This is a genomic window from Streptomyces sp. NBC_00525, from assembly GCF_036346595.1.
Taxonomy (GTDB): Bacteria; Actinomycetota; Actinomycetes; order Streptomycetales; family Streptomycetaceae; genus Streptomyces.
The window spans coordinates 42,771-60,357 of sequence record NZ_CP107834.1 but is presented as its reverse complement, the minus strand read 5'-3'; the positions used below and the strand labels follow the sequence as shown (position 1 = coordinate 60,357).

Annotated in this window: 12 protein-coding genes and 2 pseudogenes; 12 read left to right on the top strand and 2 right to left on the bottom strand. The window is 67.7% G+C overall.

The features are described from left to right. Nucleotides 1-688 precede the first annotated feature (688 nt). From OG710_RS00235 to OG710_RS00225, 3 genes and pseudogenes are all read left to right on the top strand, one after another. Nucleotides 689-1,936, top strand: a complete 1,248-nt coding sequence (locus OG710_RS00235; protein WP_330237511.1) for an IS256 family transposase — start codon at nucleotides 689-691, stop codon at nucleotides 1,934-1,936. Continuing rightward, nucleotides 1,936-2,307 (top strand): hypothetical protein, encoded by a 372-nt coding sequence (locus tag OG710_RS00230; RefSeq protein WP_330237510.1) that lies wholly within the window; start codon nucleotides 1,936-1,938, stop codon nucleotides 2,305-2,307. Before OG710_RS00235 ends, OG710_RS00230 begins: the two co-directional genes overlap by 1 nt. Nucleotides 2,308-2,920: 613 nt before the next feature. Further along, nucleotides 2,921-3,121 (top strand): annotated as a pseudogene (locus OG710_RS00225) (transposase); the annotation flags it as partial. A gap of 529 nt (nucleotides 3,122-3,650) precedes the next feature. Here the strand turns inward: OG710_RS00225 and OG710_RS00220 are convergent. Further along, complete coding sequence (locus tag OG710_RS00220) at nucleotides 3,651-4,556, bottom strand: LysR family transcriptional regulator (RefSeq protein ID WP_330237509.1); 906 nt, start codon at nucleotides 4,554-4,556, stop codon at nucleotides 3,651-3,653. A 129-nt stretch (nucleotides 4,557-4,685) separates the two neighbouring features. Between OG710_RS00220 and OG710_RS00215 the strand changes: the two genes are divergently transcribed. Continuing rightward, the gene (locus OG710_RS00215) at nucleotides 4,686-5,192 is read left to right on the top strand and encodes a nuclear transport factor 2 family protein (RefSeq protein ID WP_330237508.1); all 507 of its coding nucleotides are present in this window, start codon (nucleotides 4,686-4,688) and stop codon (nucleotides 5,190-5,192) included. Between the two features lie 94 nt (nucleotides 5,193-5,286). Next, nucleotides 5,287-5,787 carry a cupin domain-containing protein gene (locus OG710_RS00210; protein ID WP_330237507.1) on the top strand — a complete coding sequence of 167 codons (501 nt, stop codon included), beginning with the start codon at nucleotides 5,287-5,289 and terminating at the stop codon, nucleotides 5,785-5,787. Nucleotides 5,788-6,697: 910 nt separating this feature from the next. Here the strand turns inward: OG710_RS00210 and OG710_RS00205 are convergent. Continuing rightward, a complete protein-coding gene (locus OG710_RS00205) occupies nucleotides 6,698-7,720 on the bottom strand; it encodes a hypothetical protein (protein ID WP_330237506.1) in 1,023 nt (340 codons plus the stop codon). A gap of 261 nt (nucleotides 7,721-7,981) precedes the next feature. Here OG710_RS00205 and OG710_RS00200 point away from each other — a divergent pair, with 261 nt between their 5' ends. The 7 genes and pseudogenes from OG710_RS00200 (at nucleotide 7,982) to OG710_RS00175 (ending at nucleotide 17,483) form a co-directional block, all read left to right on the top strand. After that, a complete protein-coding gene (locus tag OG710_RS00200) occupies nucleotides 7,982-8,539 on the top strand; it encodes a transposase family protein (protein WP_330237505.1) in 558 nt (185 codons plus the stop codon). An 852-nt stretch (nucleotides 8,540-9,391) separates the two neighbouring features. Continuing rightward, nucleotides 9,392-10,573, top strand: a complete 1,182-nt coding sequence (locus OG710_RS00195) for an ATP-binding protein (RefSeq protein WP_330237504.1) — start codon at nucleotides 9,392-9,394, stop codon at nucleotides 10,571-10,573. An 81-nt stretch (nucleotides 10,574-10,654) separates the two neighbouring features. Further along, nucleotides 10,655-10,825: pseudogene (locus OG710_RS31235) on the top strand (ATP-binding protein); the annotation flags it as partial. A gap of 113 nt (nucleotides 10,826-10,938) precedes the next feature. Further along, nucleotides 10,939-11,178, top strand: a complete 240-nt coding sequence (locus OG710_RS00190) for a hypothetical protein (RefSeq protein WP_330237503.1) — start codon at nucleotides 10,939-10,941, stop codon at nucleotides 11,176-11,178. Next, nucleotides 11,175-12,119 (top strand): hypothetical protein, encoded by a 945-nt coding sequence (locus tag OG710_RS00185; RefSeq protein WP_330237502.1) that lies wholly within the window; start codon nucleotides 11,175-11,177, stop codon nucleotides 12,117-12,119. Before OG710_RS00190 ends, OG710_RS00185 begins: the two co-directional genes overlap by 4 nt. A gap of 200 nt (nucleotides 12,120-12,319) precedes the next feature. Further along, on the top strand, nucleotides 12,320-13,588 hold the full coding sequence (locus tag OG710_RS00180; RefSeq protein ID WP_330237501.1) for a transcriptional regulator: 1,269 nt from the start codon (nucleotides 12,320-12,322) through the stop codon (nucleotides 13,586-13,588). 538 nt (nucleotides 13,589-14,126) lie between these two features. Beyond that, nucleotides 14,127-17,483 carry a hypothetical protein gene (locus tag OG710_RS00175; RefSeq protein ID WP_330237500.1) on the top strand — a complete coding sequence of 1,119 codons (3,357 nt, stop codon included), beginning with the start codon at nucleotides 14,127-14,129 and terminating at the stop codon, nucleotides 17,481-17,483. Nucleotides 17,484-17,587 lie beyond the last annotated feature (104 nt).

Sequence of the window (17,587 nt, the reverse complement as noted above, 5' to 3'; positions counted from 1 at the left end):
GCGTGTCTGAGCTGTGGGTTGTCGGGGCATTGCTGTCGGTGAGTAGTGACAGGACGAATTGATGCATGCCCGCCCCAATCCTTGTTGCGTCCCGTGCGCGCTGCCGTCATGATCCGTGCCGTACGCACGTCCTGCAACTTCTGTGTACAACTCCCTGGTGAGTACTGGCTCCATCCACTGATCAGCAGGGCACTGAGTCCGTGTTGCCACACGGACTCGCCGGAGACCGTTGCCGCACACGCGGTTCGGCTCTCCGTCGTCTTTCGGTCCTGTACGACTCTCCGAGAAGAGCAAGGCAGTGATCGGTGTGCGGCAGAAGCGCCAGCCCCGAGGTCATCCTGTGTAACGCCATGGCGGAGCAGCTAGCCTCCGTGTACGGGTCAGCCTGGTACGCGCGCCGGTCTGTTCGACGACCGGACCATGAGTGGCTTGCGGACCGCGTGGCACGACATCACCCTGCCGGCCGATCCTGCGACCGGCAAGGTGAGGTGGCGGCATCGGCTTTCGGCTGCTGGGCGCAGCTGCTGGACAAGGCCGGCGTGCGCGGGGACTGCACGTCAAGGTGGGGAGCAATGCTCAAAACCTGGGGATCGGTTCCGGGAGGGCACGCGGAAGGCGTACCTCCCGGGACGATCCGTAAGGTCTCCGAGTAGGCCCGCGGTGCAGCGCGGGTCGGGAAGGTACATCCGTGTTCAGCTTAGTTACCGACGACGGCTCCACACAGACCGGCTCCCTGATCGACGAGAGCGTCCGCGAGGGCGCCCGCCGCATGCTCGCTGCCTCGCTGGAGGCGGAAGTCAACCAGTACATAGCTGAGTCGGCTGCTGAGACCGACGAGCGGGGGCATCGCTTGGTGATCCGCAACGGACACCACCGGCCCCAGACCGTGGCTACCGCAGCCGGCGCCGTCGAGATCACCGCGCCCCGAGTGAACGACCGCCGCGTCGATGAGTCCACCGGCGCGCGCAAACGGTTCTCGTCCAAGATCCTCGCGCCGTGCCGTAAGTCGCCGAAGGTGAGCGCGGTGCTGCCCCTGCTCTACCTGCACGGACTGTCGTTTGGGGACTTCGTGCCCGCGCTGGAGCGATTCCTCGGCTCGGCTGCCGGGCTCTCGCCGGCGACCGTCACCCGACTGACCAAGCGGTGGGGCGAGGACCACGCCGCCTTCCGGGCCCAGGGCCTGTCCGGCCGAGACTTCGTCTACGTGTGGGCCGACGGTGTCCACCCCAAGGTCCGCCTTGGCCAGGCCCACTCGCGCGTCCTGGTCCTGCTCGGCATCCGCCTCAACGGCACCAAGGAGCTGATCGCGCTCGCGGAGGGGCTGCGCGAGTCCACCGAGTCCTGGGCCGATCTGCTGCGCGACTGCCGCCGACGCGGCATACGCGACCCCCAGCTGGTCATCGGCGATGCCGCGGTATGCCTGTGGCGGGCCCTGGCCGAGGTGTCCCCCGCTGCCCGCCATCAGCGCTGTTGGGTCCACAAGACCCGGAATGTCGCGAATGCTCTGCCGAAGTCCGCACAGCCGGGCGCGACGAAGGCCATGCAGGAGATCTACAACGCCGAGGACCACGCACACGCCGAAAGGGCGATCGATGCGTTCACCAGGACCTACGGGCCAAAGTGGCCCAAGGTTGCCGCGAAGATCACCGACGACCGGGAGGAACTCTCGGCGTTCTACGACTTCCCGGCCGAGCGTTGGATCCATCTGCGAACGACAAATCCGATCGAGTCCACGTTCTCCACGGTCAAGCTCCGCACCACGATCACTCGCGGCGCCGGCAGCCCCGCCGCCGCGCTGCCGATGGTGTTCAAGCTGGTCGAGTCCGCTCAGGACCGCTGGCGCGCGATCACCGGCGCCTCCCTTGTCGCACTGGTCCGTGCCGACGCGGCGTTCGAGAACGGCCAACTCGTCGAACGGCAGGAGGTCGCAGCCTGATGCCCAGCCCGGAGCCGCTCAGCGACGAGGAACTCGACGAGCTCGACGAACTCGCACAGGCAGCCACACCTGGCCCTTGGTTCGTCTGCGGCCTCGACGACGAGTACGCGATGAACCTCGTCGCTGTCAGTACTACCCCGGACACCGGCCTTGGCGAGCACTGGCCGACCTTCGACCACCGCGAGATCGTGGCCGCGACACTGGTCCAGCAGCCCCGTTACGTGGATGCCGCCGACGAGCGCTGGGACGAGAACGCACAGTTCATCGCCACCGCCCGCGAAGCCGTCCCCCGCCTGGTCGCAGAGCTCAGGAACCTTCGCAGGCAACTGAAGGCAGGGGGCGCCGAAGGCGGATCAAGAGAAGCACGCTGATCCACAACTATTGACTGTTGCTCCAAGGTGGGGACCGCGCCGCCCCGCACACGCCGCCCCGGGTACATCCGCACCACTGCCGCCCAGGATTCGGTCTGTGTCGTAGAAGTCACCGACTATGGCCACGGCATCAACCCCGATGAGGCATCCGGTGTATTGGGCTGTTTTTGGTGGGTGGCGTTTGCTGGCTGACGGAGCATTGTCCTGAAGTCGACTCCGTGTGGACCGGGGACCGGTCTCGGCGTGGGGTGCACTTGCCGCTTTCTTCTACCCGGTCCTTCTACCTGATTCGGTCCGGCCGAAGGGCGGTACCGGTAGGGCTCGCCACGATCCGCATATTGCGTTACCACACCTCAGCAGCCCGGAACGATGCCAGGCAGGTCACCCTTCTGTCGCATCGCAATGTGGTTGCCCTGGTCGTGTCGGGCCCGGACCGGGCGCAACGCGCCACTACCCGCAATTGCGAATGGCCTTTCTTGCGCGATGCCTCGGCCGGGGTGCTCCGGCTCTCCCCTGGACGGGTCATGTGGAGGCCGACTATCCCGCGCCGGAGGCGGATGTGGAGGGCACGATCACGGAGCCGGGGGCTGAGACGTGTCTGGTAATTGATCTTGTGGTGATTCGTGGTGAGTTGGCGGATGCGGTGCGGGAGCGGATAGTACCGCTGTCGCGGCCTGTTGACGGGTGGGAGCGTCCGTGGCGGGATCACCGACAGGTGATCAATGGGGTGTTGTGGTGGTTGCGGACGGGTGTTCCGTGGCGTGACCTGCTGGAGCGTTTCGGGCCGTGGCAGACGGTTTATGAGCGGTTCGCCCCGTCTGCTGGCTCCAGCGGACGGCGCGTCCACGCGTCGGCGAACCAGCGTGCGATGTCCCGGGCTTGCGTGCGGGTGCCTGCCTGGCCTCGCAGGGCCACCGAGATGTCGGGGCCGCTACCGCTTTCGAGCCTGCGGCGGAACACAAGCACAGATCCACGGGATCGCCGGCAACCAACCTGACTCAGTGACGCCGTGAGATGTCTGAAGCCCCGGCCGGGTACCTGCGATGACGTGCCTTCACCCGATGGTCGGTGGGGCCTCGCGGCTGACTGTCCGCGCAGAACGTCGGTCGATCACCACGAAGCGCGTCCGCGCCGCCCTGGGCTGCTGGGCGATACCCGCGAAGCCTCTGCGGACAAGACGGTCGCCGGGATCATCGCGGCGCAGGGCTATGTCGGCGCCTTCGCCGACAACGACGGCTTCCTCCACAGGACGGGGAAGGCCCGAGGGCAGGGGGGTGAGGGCGGCGAAGACCTCGGTGCTCGCGCCCTCTGCCCGGATGGTGTGCGGGTCGGCAGTGACCTCGTCAGGGGTGTGGTTTTGGTGTCTGGAGGAGGCTGAGTGCTGCTTCGTTGAAAGCACGTGTGCGGGCTGTCGCACTGTCGATGGACGAGATCAGGCCCCAGTTCACCGGTGTGGCATCCGTGAAGGGTATATATGCGACGTCGGGGCGGGCGAGATACCGTCTTGTGTGGGCTGCGACGATGAAGGCTCCCTCTCCGGCTCCCACGAGTGTCAGCGTTTCGTTGAGTGTCATGGCCGGTGGGCCGAGCTTGATCGGTTTCCCGGCGGGGGTCTGGCTCGGTGCCTGGTCCCGGCGCAGGGGTTCCGGGAGCGTCTCGGGTATTTGCAGCAGGGTCACGCGAGCCAGGTCTTCGACGGAGACGGTCGTTCGGCGGGCGAAGGGGTGTTCTGCCGGCACGGCGAGCATGCGTGCTTCCCGTACCAGGACGGGTCCCGTGACGATACCTTTCTCGCGCATCGGGTAGCGGGTGAGCGCGATGTCCACCTCACCTTCGCGCAGCCAGGGCAGGACCTGTGGCAGGTGTGCCTCTTTGATCTCGACCTCGCAGTCGGGGTGCCGCATGCGGAAGGCCTGTTTGGCCCCGGCCAGTAGCTGGCCCGCCGCAGGTCCGGTGAAGGCGATCCTCAACAGCCCGGTCAGCCCTTTCCCGGCCTGGACGGCCCGCTCGTACGCTTCGGTGATCCGGGACCACGCGGGGCTTACCTCTTCGAGGAACTGCTGTCCCATCGAGGACAGTTCCACCCGGCGGCTGGTGCGGTGGAACAGGGGCATGCCCATGCGGCGCTCCAGTTTGGCGACCGTCTGGCTGACCCGGGCCGTGGAGACGTGCAGCCGCTCGGCGGTACGGCCGAAGTGCAGCTCCTCGGCAAGCGTCAGGAAGACCTCCAGCTCGTGCCGCTCCAGCATCCCGCACCCTCCCATCGTTAATCGTGGCTTCACGGTCGTTGCCCAGAAGCGCGTTGATGCTCTGTGCGGTCCTCAGCACGATGAGAGCCAAGCCCTTGCCAGGGCACCTCACCCGCACGGGAGAACATCATGTACGTCACGCACGACCGCGCCCTGACCGCCCCCGCGCACGACATCGCCGCGACCGTCGCCGAACTGAGGGACCGGGCGGAAATCACCGACGCACTCCACCGCTTCGGCCTGGGCCAGGACCTGAAGGACAAGGAACTCTTCGCCTCGGCGTTCGCCGTCGACGCCGAGCTGGATTTCCGTCCCGCGGCCTCCGCATGGGGCGCAGAGCCCCCGCTGATGTCCGGACGCGATGCCATCGTCACCACCATCCTGGCCATGTTCACCGGCCGGGTGGACACCACACACCAGATCACCAACACGCGTATCTCGATCGACGGCGACACCGCCCGGCTCACGGCCCTGGTGGAAGCACAGCACCTGCTCATCGCCGACCCCGCCACGCACGCCCTGCTGAAGAACCCCTACGACGTGGACCTGGTCCGCGACGGCGACCGATGGGTCATCCGCCGGCTCCGCATCGACAACACCTGGTACACCGGCGAACCCGCCGTCATCTTCGGCTGACCCACGCCCACCGCACGCCGCTTCCCGAGCCGGGGACCGGCAGATGTCTCCGCTCCCTGCACGACCCTCTCTGGAGAATCAGGAAGGACCCGACATGAAGAACACAGAGACCCATGTACCACTGGTGCTGACCCGTCACACCGAGGCCGAGACCTGTGCCGACCCCAGCAGTGTGATGACGCTGCTCGCCGACACGAACAGCACCACCGGCGGTTTCACCAGCTATCGATCCACTTTCGCCAAGGGCGCCGTAGGGGCACCCGCCCACTTCCATACCAAGGCGACCGAGCTGTTCTTCGTGATCGGCGGCTCCCTGCAGGTGCTGATCGGTGAGGAGGTCACCGTCCTGGAGGCCGGTGATTTCCTGGCCGTGCCGCCCCGTACCCCGCACGCCTTCGCGGCGGCGCCGAACGGTGAGGCGGACGTGCTGTTCGTGTTCACGCCGGGCATGGGCCGGTTCGACTACCTGCGCCTGCTGGGCCGGGTGATGCGGGGCGAGGCCGACCCCGCGGAGATCGCCGCCTCCGCGGAACGGTTCGACAACCACTACGTCGACAGCCCGGTCTGGCGGGCTGCCCTGGAGACCGAGGCGTAGTCGGGCATCCCGGTGTCAGTCACCTGTGGAGCTGCATCACGACCGGCCTTTGTGGACTGGGGTGTTGCCCTCCTGGTGATGGGAATCTCAAGGGGTTCTGATCGTGCTTGCTGTTATGGCTGGTCCCGCCGGGGTGCCGGACCTCAGTGCCATACCCGCGCCCGGCGGGCTCCGCCGTGCAGAGGGCTACTGCATGGTGAAGCCGAGACCCCTGGACCTCGCACCGACAAAGACCTGCGCACGGCCATGGAGATGCGGCAGCTGGTTGAGCAGGGCGCCTTCGGCGCCACTGCCCTCCAGGCCACGCTTCAGCCCTTTCTGGATGTGGATGAGGCGGAGATGGAGGACGAACGCGATGCAGGAGAGGTGCCGTGGACTGCGCATGAGGCTCCACTGCGCAGAAATCCTGGTGATCCGGTCCGTAGCGATGCGCGGTCGGTGTACGACGTGTCGTAGGACGCGGAACCGAGAATGATCGGGATCGGGGTGTCCAAAGGACGTCGGGGTGCGCAGCAGGGCGGGTGCCGGTGAGCCCGTCATCCGCCCTGCTGCCCTCGCCTGGCTTGACGAACCGGACGCTTCCGGCTGACCGGGCCAACCGGAGCACCGGCCCGCGCGGTGGACGCCTGCCTGAGGATGGGACGGGAGCCGGTAGCCTGCCCGGGGCCGCCGAGCGAATCCCCGGCTCACCGGCTCACCTTGCGCAGCCGGTTCCCCCCGGAGGGAAAGCGCAGAGGACGACCCGCAGCGCAGGATCCGTGCCCGGCCGGATCCCGGCGACCGGGCACGACGCTGGACGGGACGGACCACGCACCGCATCCCTGACCGGCCGAGTCCCTTCAGCCAGCAGGAACACAATCTGCGGCCCGCCGTCCAGCTCCCTCGCCGGTGCGCGCTACCTCAGCGTGCGCTAGTCGAAGAGTGAGTCCTGCACGGGGGCGGTGCTGCGGGGGCGGGGGAGTGGCCGGCGCTGGTCCTTGGGGGGTGGTGGGGCGCCTTCGTCGCCGTCGGTCAGAGCGTGCCGGCAGGCGGCTCGCAGGTCGGGCAGCTCGAGGCGGGCGCCCAGCAGGCCGAGGAAGTCGGCCACGCTCCAGTCGATCAGGGCGCCCTGGCGCGAGAGATACAGGCTGACCCTCTCGATGGCGTACTGGTTGCTGTAGTCGAGCAGGAGGTAGCCGGCGAGCTGGTAGATCTCGGCGCGGCCCAGTCGTTCGGGGCGGATGGTGGCCTTGCAGTCGATCAGGGCCCGGTCGAGGATGAAGTCGGCGTCCGCGCCGCCGACGTGCAGGCTGCCGTCGAAGACGGGCCCGCAGATCCGCCGGTCGGCCGGCAAGCTTCGCAGGGCTGTGAAGGGGCCGGGGCCGGAGGCGAGTGCCATCTGTGCGCGGATGTCGTCGACCACATAGCCGGGAACGGCTGCCGCCAGGTCGTCCAGGCCTGCTCCGGGTTCGCACAGGCCCAGAGTGTTACCACGTACCCACCCCGCATGCCGGAAGATCGCTTCGAAGCCGGAAGCGAGGTGACACAGTCGGATGAGCCGTTCCTCGGCCGCCGGTTCAAGAGCCAGGGGCTGGCCCTCGGCCGCTTCGTACCGGTCCAGTTCCTCCAACAGCACCATGCCAGCCGCCTGGACAGCGCTGATGATTTCCAGGCTGGGCCAGCCGTCGTCGTCGAGCGCTGCGCGGCGCACGCCTTCCCTGATGGGCTGGCCCGTGGGTGCTCCGAGGCTGATGCGCAGCCGGTGGTCGATCGTATGGCCCAGCATCCGCCAGTCAGGACGCTGTCCCGACGGCGCGGCGGGAACGACGTGCGCGGTGCTGCGCCGCACGCGCAGCCGATAGTCGGCCAGCACGTTCTCAGGCTGGGGCAGATGTTCCGAAAGGAACCGGGACATGGGGGAACCAGGGTCCTTGAGAGACGATGTGAGACTCATGCGCGCATCGTGATTGAAGGGTCTGACAACGGCACCCAGAAGAATCGATCCGGCTGTTGGTGGGTGCGTCCGGAACCAGACGATGCCCGGGCGAGCCATGAGGGGGACGTCCGCATTGACCAGCACCTTCCTCCAGGAGGAAGCAGCCGACTGTGCATGTGTGTCGAATTTCGGTCAACTGTGCGCTCTTGAGGCGGAGGCGCGCACCTGCATGCCTCCATTGTCAGTCCCGGCCGCTAGCGAGCTCGTGCACGGTATGCGGTGAGACGTCGAGCCACGGAAGGTCGATCATGGTGGGGTGGTGGGGACCGTATTGTTGCCGATGCCGGCTACGAGGGCCTCGGCGCTCCGACCGGTGGACGCGTGGTGACACCACCGCACCGCAAGTTCAAGAAGGACGCCCCGGACTGGTACCAGGAGATGCGCGAGCGACAGTGCAAGGCGCACTCATCACGTCGCATCCGGGTCGAGCACGGCATCGCCAACCTCAAGAACTGGCGGTCCCTGGCCCGCCGCCTCGGCCGCCGTGCTCACATCAGTGACACCGTCCAGGCCGTCGCCGGCCTGCTGTCCCACAGCGCCGCGGACCTGAACCCACGACGACGGAGGCGAGCACCAGGCGTGGAGGAGCCCTCGGCGTCTCGCCACCTACCGTGCACGAGCTCGTTAGACCGTTTGAGGAGCCGGGGATCCGGCTCAGGCCCGTGCATCGAGGCCTTCGATGACGACAGCAGGGGATCGCCACGCCTGCAACCGCAACAACAGTCGGCGACGGCGCAGCGGAAATCGGCCAACTCCGATCTGAGAAAAGCTGGTTAGAGGATGCCGTAGGGAGCGGAATTGTCAGACCCTTCCGTTAGGGTGACCCGCTGCCGACGCGGCAAGCAGTCGGCGGCACAACCTCCGGTGTGAAAAGCGTGGGAAGTGCGAGGAAGGGCGGCCTGGAAGACCACCGCCGCGTGCATGACGCCGGGGAGCGCCGAGGGCTTGAGGGCTACTGCCCCGCCTGCGGATTCTCCCGGTCGGGCCAGAGCGCCGCAGTGATGGACGCGGCCGAGGAGGGATCTCCCGCCCTGTGAACGCGAGGACGCGGCAGTCGGGATACAAGCGCAGCATCATAGGCGGAACATCCTGAAGATGCGGTAAGGCAATGTAAATTGTGAAATAGGGCGATCATGGTGATTCTGTAATGTTTGGGTGATTCGCTTAACCAGGCTTTCGTAACGACTGGAAGCAGCACCAACGCCGGCGCGCACGGCCTAAGTTACGGCACACCGAACCCCCTTGCGCGGCGCCTCCCAACCCTTCAGGTCCGTACATGGCAGGCCGACGCGTGCCTCCCCCAGCCGGCTCTTTGCCGCGCTTTTCGACCCACCGCCCTTGAACGCGAACGCGCACGACTTGCAGGAGACCGAACAATGGGATTCGGACGACTCGGAGCCCACGGGGTGCCCGCAGCGCTCGCCCTCACCACCACCCTCGACGAGATCGCTGGCATCTTCCAGCCGTATCTCACCCCCAGGGAACGCCACCGCAGCCACCTGCTGTACCTGACCCGCTCCCGCGCCGGGTACGCCTTGATGCAGCAGAGCGGAATCCTCCTGGACCCCCGGAAGATCACCGCATGGCTGTCCGAAGAGCGCATCCCCAGCGCCGAACAGCAACAGCGCCTTGACGAAGCTTTCCGCCTGCTGCGCCGCCGTAACATGCACCAGCCTGACGCGCCGGCTCAACAGCGGCGGCGGAACCCGTGTGGAGATCCCCCCCGCCGACCAGAGCTATGCCGACGCCAAGCATCAGCGCGTGGCCAGGTGGCGGCGGAAGAACATCTACCGATGGGACCCCATAAAGCCCCACACCGCCCACCAGGAGACACCCACGACCATCGCCCCAGCGCCGGCCCTCGACGACGAGTCGGTCGGAGAACCCGACTTCTATCTCAACCTCACCGACGCCCGCATCGTCGCCACCGAAGCACTCCTCGAGGCCAGTGAGAACATCGCCGACACCATCGAAGCCCGCGCCATGTCGTGCTTCTTCGGCGATGCTGGCCTCGGCAAGACCTTCTCCGTCCTGGCCGCGCTCAAGGAAGTCGCCGCGGACCGCGTCCTGCTGCTGCAGTTCCGCTCCCACCCCACCCCGCGCGACATCCGCATGGAACTGTTCACCGCCCTGCGCCTCGAAGGAGAACCCCCTTCCCACCCGAGCGAGTTCGACCGGCCGCTCAAGCGCACCCTGGCACGCAAGCCGTACGTCATCGTCTGCGACGAAGCCCAGCAGTTCAGCCGTGAGTGCTTCGAATTCGTCCGCCACCTCTGGGACACCGGCAAGGGCCCCACCCGTCCCGCTGTTCTCTTCGTCGGTGGCGAAGAGGCCTACAAAACCCTCTACAGCGAACCCGCCCTCGCCTCCCGCATCCACATCCGGCAGGAATACACCCCCATGGGCCTCGAAGAGGCTCAGCGCAACATTCCCCTCTTCCACCCCATCTGGGCCAACGCACCCGCCGAACTCATCGAGTACGTCGACGACGAAGGCGGCGCTGGCACCTTCCGAATGTGGTCCAAGATCACCTACCACATCCTCGAAGGCATGAAGCGGCGCGGACCACCGAAGCCGACGAGACCATCGCACGCTGGGCCATCCGCCGCGCCCTGCCCCACCGCAGCAGGAACCCCCGTACCAAGGAAGCCTAGTGACCAGCCCCATCGGCACCCAGGCACACCACTACCTCAACCTGCCCGACGCCCGCACCGTGACCACCCATGCGGTGCGCGCCGCCGCTCATGCCCTCGACACCACCATCCAGCACAGCGGCATCCTCTGCCTCGCCGCCGACCCCGGCATCGGTAAATCCTTCACCCTCCACACCCTCCTTGACCAACGCCCCCACCTGCCCGCCCTCCGCCTCCTGGTCCGCCCCAAGCCCGCCCCGACGACCTGCGCCACAGCCTCCACGACGCCCTCGGCGTCGCCGGCAGCCCACCCAAAGACCCTGGCATCTGTGACGACTACCTACGCCACACCCTGCACGAACCCCACCGGATCATCGCCATCGACGAAGCCCACCAGCTCTCCGCTGCCTGCATCGAGTACATCCGCTACCTCTACGACGACCCCACACCCACCTCACCCTCGTCCTCCTCGCCAACCAGCCACGCCTACGTGTCCTCCAAGCCAAACCCGTCCTCGCCTCACGCGTCACCACCTGGCACACCATGTACCCCCTCACCCCCGCAGAGACCCTCACCGCCATTCCCACCCTCCACCCCGCATGGGAACGCATCGCACCCGAGACCATCAGCAAACTCGACGCCACCTGGGCAGGCGGCAACCTCCGGCGCTGGGCCGCCCTGACCCACCGCCTCTTCACCCATCAGCGCCGCACCCCCCAGCCCACCACCCCCGCCGCCCCCCTCCGGCCCCTGCAGCCCACCCGGGTGGCGCCCACCCCATGACCCCCGACAGCACCCAGACATCCGCGCCTCCCCACGAGACAAGCGGCTGGAAACCTCACTGGAGCCCCGAACAGACCAACCCGGACCTGCCCCCGATCACCGTCATCAACGACCCCGACGACCTGACCCCCTTCACCACCAGCGCGCTCGCCGCCCGCCACCCCGCACGCGGCCGCATCACCATCCACCCAACCCCCTTGGCCACCGCACCCGCCTACCTGGCCCACGACCTCATCCGCGCCCTCGGCAAACACCTGCCCACCCCCAGCCCCGGCGCCGAACCGCCCTGGTGGACCGCCAACGCCGGCGAATCCTGGCGCATCGCCACCGCCTGGACCCAGGCCCTCCACATCCACCACTACGTCCTGACCCGCGCCCACCGGATCCCCAGCCGCCACTACGAACACCTCATGGCCCTGCGCGAACACACCGCAATCCACCTCACCCTCATCGTCAGCGGCCCCACACCCCCCGCGCTCCACGACATCCTCACCACCGTCCAGCACCACCACATCGACACCACCGACGCGGCCCGCGCCCACCTCACCAGCAACGAACACCCCGCAACAGCCACACCACACCCCTGGTGGAACGCCGCACCCTTCCCACCCAGTCCCGACGAGTACTGGTTCCAGCTGCCCCCACGCCCTCACGGCCACGAAGCCTGCGCGACGACCACAGCCGCCCCCGCCCACTTGCCGCCCCTCCCACCACCAGCCCACGCCCGACCGCCATCCCCCTGCACAGCCCCATTCCCGACACCGCGCTCACCACCGTCGCTCAGCGCATCCACACGCACATCGCTCACCCCGTCCACGCGGCAGCAGTCGCGCTCAGAGCCCTCACCGGCTACGACACCGACCAGCTACGACACCTGGCAGAAGAGCCCACACCCGCCGGTCGCAGACCGGCATTCGCCGACGACCTGCCCTCCTGGGTGACACCCCTCATCGACGCCGCATACGCCTACACCCAACTGCAGAGCCCTCACCGGCAAGCAACCCGTTCTCCTTGTCCTCCCGGGACAGAGACGACATCGCCCACGCCACCGAAACCTGCCGCCTCCTCACCCCGCCCCCGCCCCCCGATCAGCCCGCGTCCCCCACCCCACCACGGCGCCCCGGGAAACAAAGGACCCATCGTGAACCCCTTCGACCCCATCGACACCCTCCTGGCAACCGCAGACATCCCCCTGCCGGCCGCCTCAGAACGCCGCCGCCTACGCCGAACCTTGCGCCTTGACACACAATCCGTCGCCCAGGCCCTGGACATCACCGCCAGCACCCTCAACTCCTGGGAACAAGGAAGCGAACCCGTCGGCGCAGCGCGCGTCCGCTACGCCTACTTCCTGAGTAAAGCCCGCATGCTGACCCCGACCGAAACCAGCCAGCCCCAACCCCACACCGGCACCCACCCACACCCCCGAGCCGCGAACCCCGCAGGGCCAGCGCCTCGACACTCCCCACGCCCACCCGCTGGCGACCCGATCAGCGATACCGTGAGTGCCGCCCTGGACTACTACGGCGGTGACTGCGGCAAGGCAACCGAAGAACTCGTCAAGCGCGCGATCCCGCACGCGATGCGCCTGTTCAACCACACCCGGGTAGGCGGCCGCTACGACGTCGTCGCCTACCCGCCGATGCCCGACATCCTCAGCCGAAGCAGCCCCAACACCTCCGACCAGATCTGGGAAGCCCGACCGAACTGGCAGCGCCCCGACGCCGACCCAACCGAGGCCGGTCCCGTCGCCGCCCTGGACATCAACGGCGCCTACCTCTCCGCCCTGAAGACCCACCTGCCGCTCGGCGCCCTGCAGCACCAGACAGGCGCTCCCCACGACCGGCGCCGTTCCGGCTTCTACCGCATCACCCCACCCCGATGGGAGCACGACGCCTACCTGCCCAACCCGTTAGGACACCGCCTCGAACCCGGTCCTCTCTGGGTCACCGAGCCCACCATGAGGCTGATCCTGCAACTCTCCGAGGGCGAGAAGCCCCTGTGTGATCCGCCGGTGATCCATGAGTCCTACACCTCGGGCTCCACCGAGGGACTCCTCGAGAAATTCCGTACTCTGCTCAGAGACGCACGAGCCACAGCCCTTCACCACAACGACGAAGTGACCCTCGGCTACGTGAAGAGCATGTACTCCAAGTTCGTCTCCACTATGGGCGACTCGAACCACAACAGGGAACTGCACCGCCCCGACTGGATGCACATCATCCGCTCGCAGGCATTCGCCAACCTCTGGCGCAAGGCACACCACGCCCACACCGACCAACTCACCGTCGTCCGTCTGTGCGGCACCGACGAACTCCACGTCCGAGGAGACTGGCGTCGCACCTTCACAGAAGGCACCGGACTCAACGAAGTCAAGCTCAAGCGCACCACCGAGGGCGGCGAAGAGAACTGACCGCAGGCCGGGATCGGAGACGAGCAGCCGACCTCGCGGTGCCGGTTCCTGCAGTTCATCCTCACCCCACTTCTGGAGGGACGGGGAGGCATGGAACCGCGGTCAGAACCTCGGAAAGGACGCTTTCCTTGCCTTCCCCCAGGTCGGGCGGAGCCCGTGGTCAGCTCGCTGACTGGGACAAGACGGCGACCCGGCAGGTCCGCTGATCCATAGCTGGTTTCGTCTTCCCGTACGCAGGTGGGCGAGGTCTGTGCCAGGGGCCGCTGTCAGGAATGTGCGGACGTTCCCGCGTGTGTACGGGTCCCACGGCTGTACCTCTGCGTTCGTGCCGACTGCCAGCAGGGGTACTGCACTTGCGGGCTATGCGGCTCGGAGTCTGCTTGACGACAGCCACATGGAGCCAGGAGCCCGACCGGTCGCTGTCGAGGGACAGACAGGCGGGCGGCCGCTGTGGTGCCGGGTCCTGGTGACGGAAGTGAATCCGCTGGCAAGGCTAGGGTCTTGCTGATGGGGCGGGAGGAGGGAAGGAGTGACTGTCATGGGGGTGTCGTTGTACTCGGTGGGCGGCGGAGGGACGGTGCTGGAGCACCGGTACGCGGCCGTCCTGCTTTCCGCGCTGCTGACCGGCAGCGCACTGGACGAACTTGGCGACGCCTTGATCGAACCGGAGCAGATCCGTCTGCAGGCACGGTTCCTCACCCGCGTCGACGACATCATGATCACCGGACACCGCCGAGGCGGGACGGACGAGTTCACCGCCTGCATCGGAGTGCGGCGCAACCCCAGCTTCGTTCCCTCCGACGACCCGACCGTCACACTCGTCGGCACCTACCTCACAGAGATCACGGAGCACTGGGGAGAGATCGAGTCCGGGCACCGCAGGCTCGTCCTGGCGGTCGCCGAACGCAGCCCTCACGCCATTCAGGTGGCGTCCCTCACCTCACTCGCCCGGGGACAGAGCCCGGAAGGTTTCCGGCGGATCGCCGCCCAGTCCGGCCCCACGAGCACTGACGTGCGTGGCCGCCTGGCCATGTTCGACCAGGTCGTCGCCGAAGCCGCAGCCCGAAACCGTCTGGACACCAGTGCTGTCGATGTGGCCGAGCTGTCCTGGCGGCTGCTGTCGAACCTGAGGGTCAAGCATCTGCGCCTGGAGGACGGCGATGGGCAGGACCGCAGTCACGCGATCGACCGGCTGCGCCCGGTCGCGTTCGAGGACACCCTGGAAGGGGCGGAGGCGGTTTTCTCGGACATCGAGCACAAGGTAGGCGACTGGGTTCCCAACGGCGCGTGGATCAGCGAGAACACGCTGCGCCGTGAGCTCGCCCCCCGGCTGAAGCAGCGGTTCTCTGTCATCGCAGCGCCGCACCGGCAGCGGCGGCCCGTGGAGTCGGACGCGGTGATGCGGGGTCCCCTCGCCCACCTGGGCCTCGACCGGGACTTCGAGCAGGCCCGGCTGATGGAGACGACCCAGCCTGCCGAGGCTGCCGCCCGGTATGCAGCACTGGCGCAGGCGCTGGACGATGCCGGCTGGCCGTCCTTCTCCCTGTCCGTGTGCCAGAGGCAGGCGGAAGTTCTGCACGAGGCGGGTGACCACGACGCCGGCACGCTGATCCACGTGTCCGTCATGGCCGCCGCTCTCGAAACAGGTGAACCGTGGCTGGCGAACTCCGTCATCCAGCGGCTGTCCGACCAGCAGATCGATGCTGCCGACCACCTGATCCGCTCAGCGAACGCACTGGGAGGCCTGGCGGCCTTCGAGCACTACCACCAGGTCTCCCTGACGGACGTCACCACCCACATCGACGCCCTGCAGCCTCACAGCCCTCACGCTGTTCAGGCGGCAGCATGGTTCGCCGAGCACGCCGTCGCCCAAGGGCGGCCGGACCTGGTCCATGACCGGAAGGACGCCCTGCGAATCCTTGCCGACGGCGCCGCCGAGACCGAAGTGGTGGCCCAGGTACGCCTCTATGCCTGTCTGGCGGACACCGACCGCACGGGGACGACCTGGAAGAACTTCATCCGGTCATCGTCCTACCCTCCGCCGGTCGCCGCGCTCCTGCGCGCCCGCCACGCCCGGTTCCTGGCCGAGACCGGAGACGGCCCGGGGGCACTCGAACGGTACGGAGAAGCGATCGAGCGAGCCGTTCACTACGGCAACCATCACGATGCCGCGGCGTGGATCGACGCACAGAGCCAGGTCCGCATCCGCTACCACCTCCAGACCAAAGAGCTCGGCCAGGCGTTTCCGACAACCACCGTCCTGCGCGCAGCCGGCCAGGGCAGCATCATGGGCGCCACGGCAGCAGTCCGCGAGCGGACCCTTGGACGGCTTGCGAACCGGGTGCACCCCGCCGACCGCCGCCAGGCACTGACCCAGTACCTGCGCCACAGCGTCGCTTCGGCAAGCTGGTCGGCCGAACGCGAAGCCCATGAACTGCTCGGACGTATGCATCTGGAGCACAAGCTGTTCAGCCAGGCCGCCGGCCATTTCACCAAGGCGGGCACCAGCAAGCTCATCCAAGAGCTGAGCGAGCACCTCCCCGATGCGCCGCTCGATCTGCCCGTGCCCCACCACTGGACGGACCTGCCCCGGTGGAAACACCAGAGCATGTTCCTCACCGCCCGGACCCTGGCCGACCTGATGCCGGATCCGCAGGTCCGGGCCTGGGCGGATCTGGCCATGCAAGAGCTCTCCGGGCTCGCAACAGCCCGGCCCGACATGCCGTACGTGCACCACGAAGCTGCCGGACTGCTCGCAGCGGCCGCCCCCGCCCTCACCACCGACCAAGCCCGCCGGTTCCTCGACTTCACCGAGCAGTGGCACGCGACACGAACCACAGCCCACCCCAACGTCGGCGGCCCCTACGCCCGGACTCTCCTCGCTATCGCCCAGCACCATTCCGGCCCGGAACGTGTCGAAGCGGTCGACAGGGCGTGTCAGGCGATGCTCACCGACTACTCGATGTCGCAGATCGTCCTCACAGCGGGAGACATCCTCCGACTGCTGCCCAGCGTCGTCGCTGAACGCTGCACGGCCGGCGCCGGCCGCGGGGGAGTGGTCGCAGCCCTCGCGCTCGTCCTGGCCGGCGCACCCGCCGACGCGGCCCGCCCCCTCGCACAGTCACTGCTCGACGCCACACTCCTGAGACCAGGCGCCGCCCCGTTGCCCGCAGAAGCAACCCTGCCCCGCACCGCCCTGCTGGCAGCCCGCCTGCTGACCCCCTCGGACTGCGATGCTCTCGCCGAAACTCTGAACCGGCAGATCCGAGACCGCACGAACACCGCCGACCTTCGCCAAGACGCCCTGCACGCACTCAGGTCCCTGGCCACAAGACTCACCCCGCAGCGCCGCTCACAGTTCCTGGAAACCGCCATGGACGCCCTCAGAGGACTCCTGGACAACCCCGGCACCGACGACCACGAAACCATCCACCCCTACGAACGATTCCGCTTCGAAAGCGGACCGGCCACCCTGCGGTACGCAGGTCTCAGCGCGGCATGCCGCCTCGCCCGCACACCAGCCCAGCACGACCCCATTAAGACCGCAGCCCTGCCTCTGCTGGCCCAGCACCGCAAGAACCTCGACCGCCACATCGCACGAGACCTCGACGCCCTGCCTCGCGAAAGCCTGATCCCGCTGATCCCGAGCCTGTCAGGACACCCGTCCTCATGGGTCCGCGCCCTGGCCGCCCGCCTGTGGTGCCACGCCACCGACCGACCGGATCTGACCGACCTCGGCCACCAGCTCGCCCACGACCCCGCCCCCCGCGTCCGCTGCACCCTGGCACGCTTCCTCCCCGACTCACCCGCGTACTCCGCCATCCAGGCCACCCTCCGGCAGGACTGCCGCCGCACGGTACGCCAGGAAGCCGTAGCACCACCCCACAGGCGATGAACGCTGTCAGGTGCATCGCTGCCATGACCAACGGCAAACCGTCCCTCGGCATAGACCATGCGGCACCTGCCCAACAGCCCTGCCTGACCACACGAGACGGTACG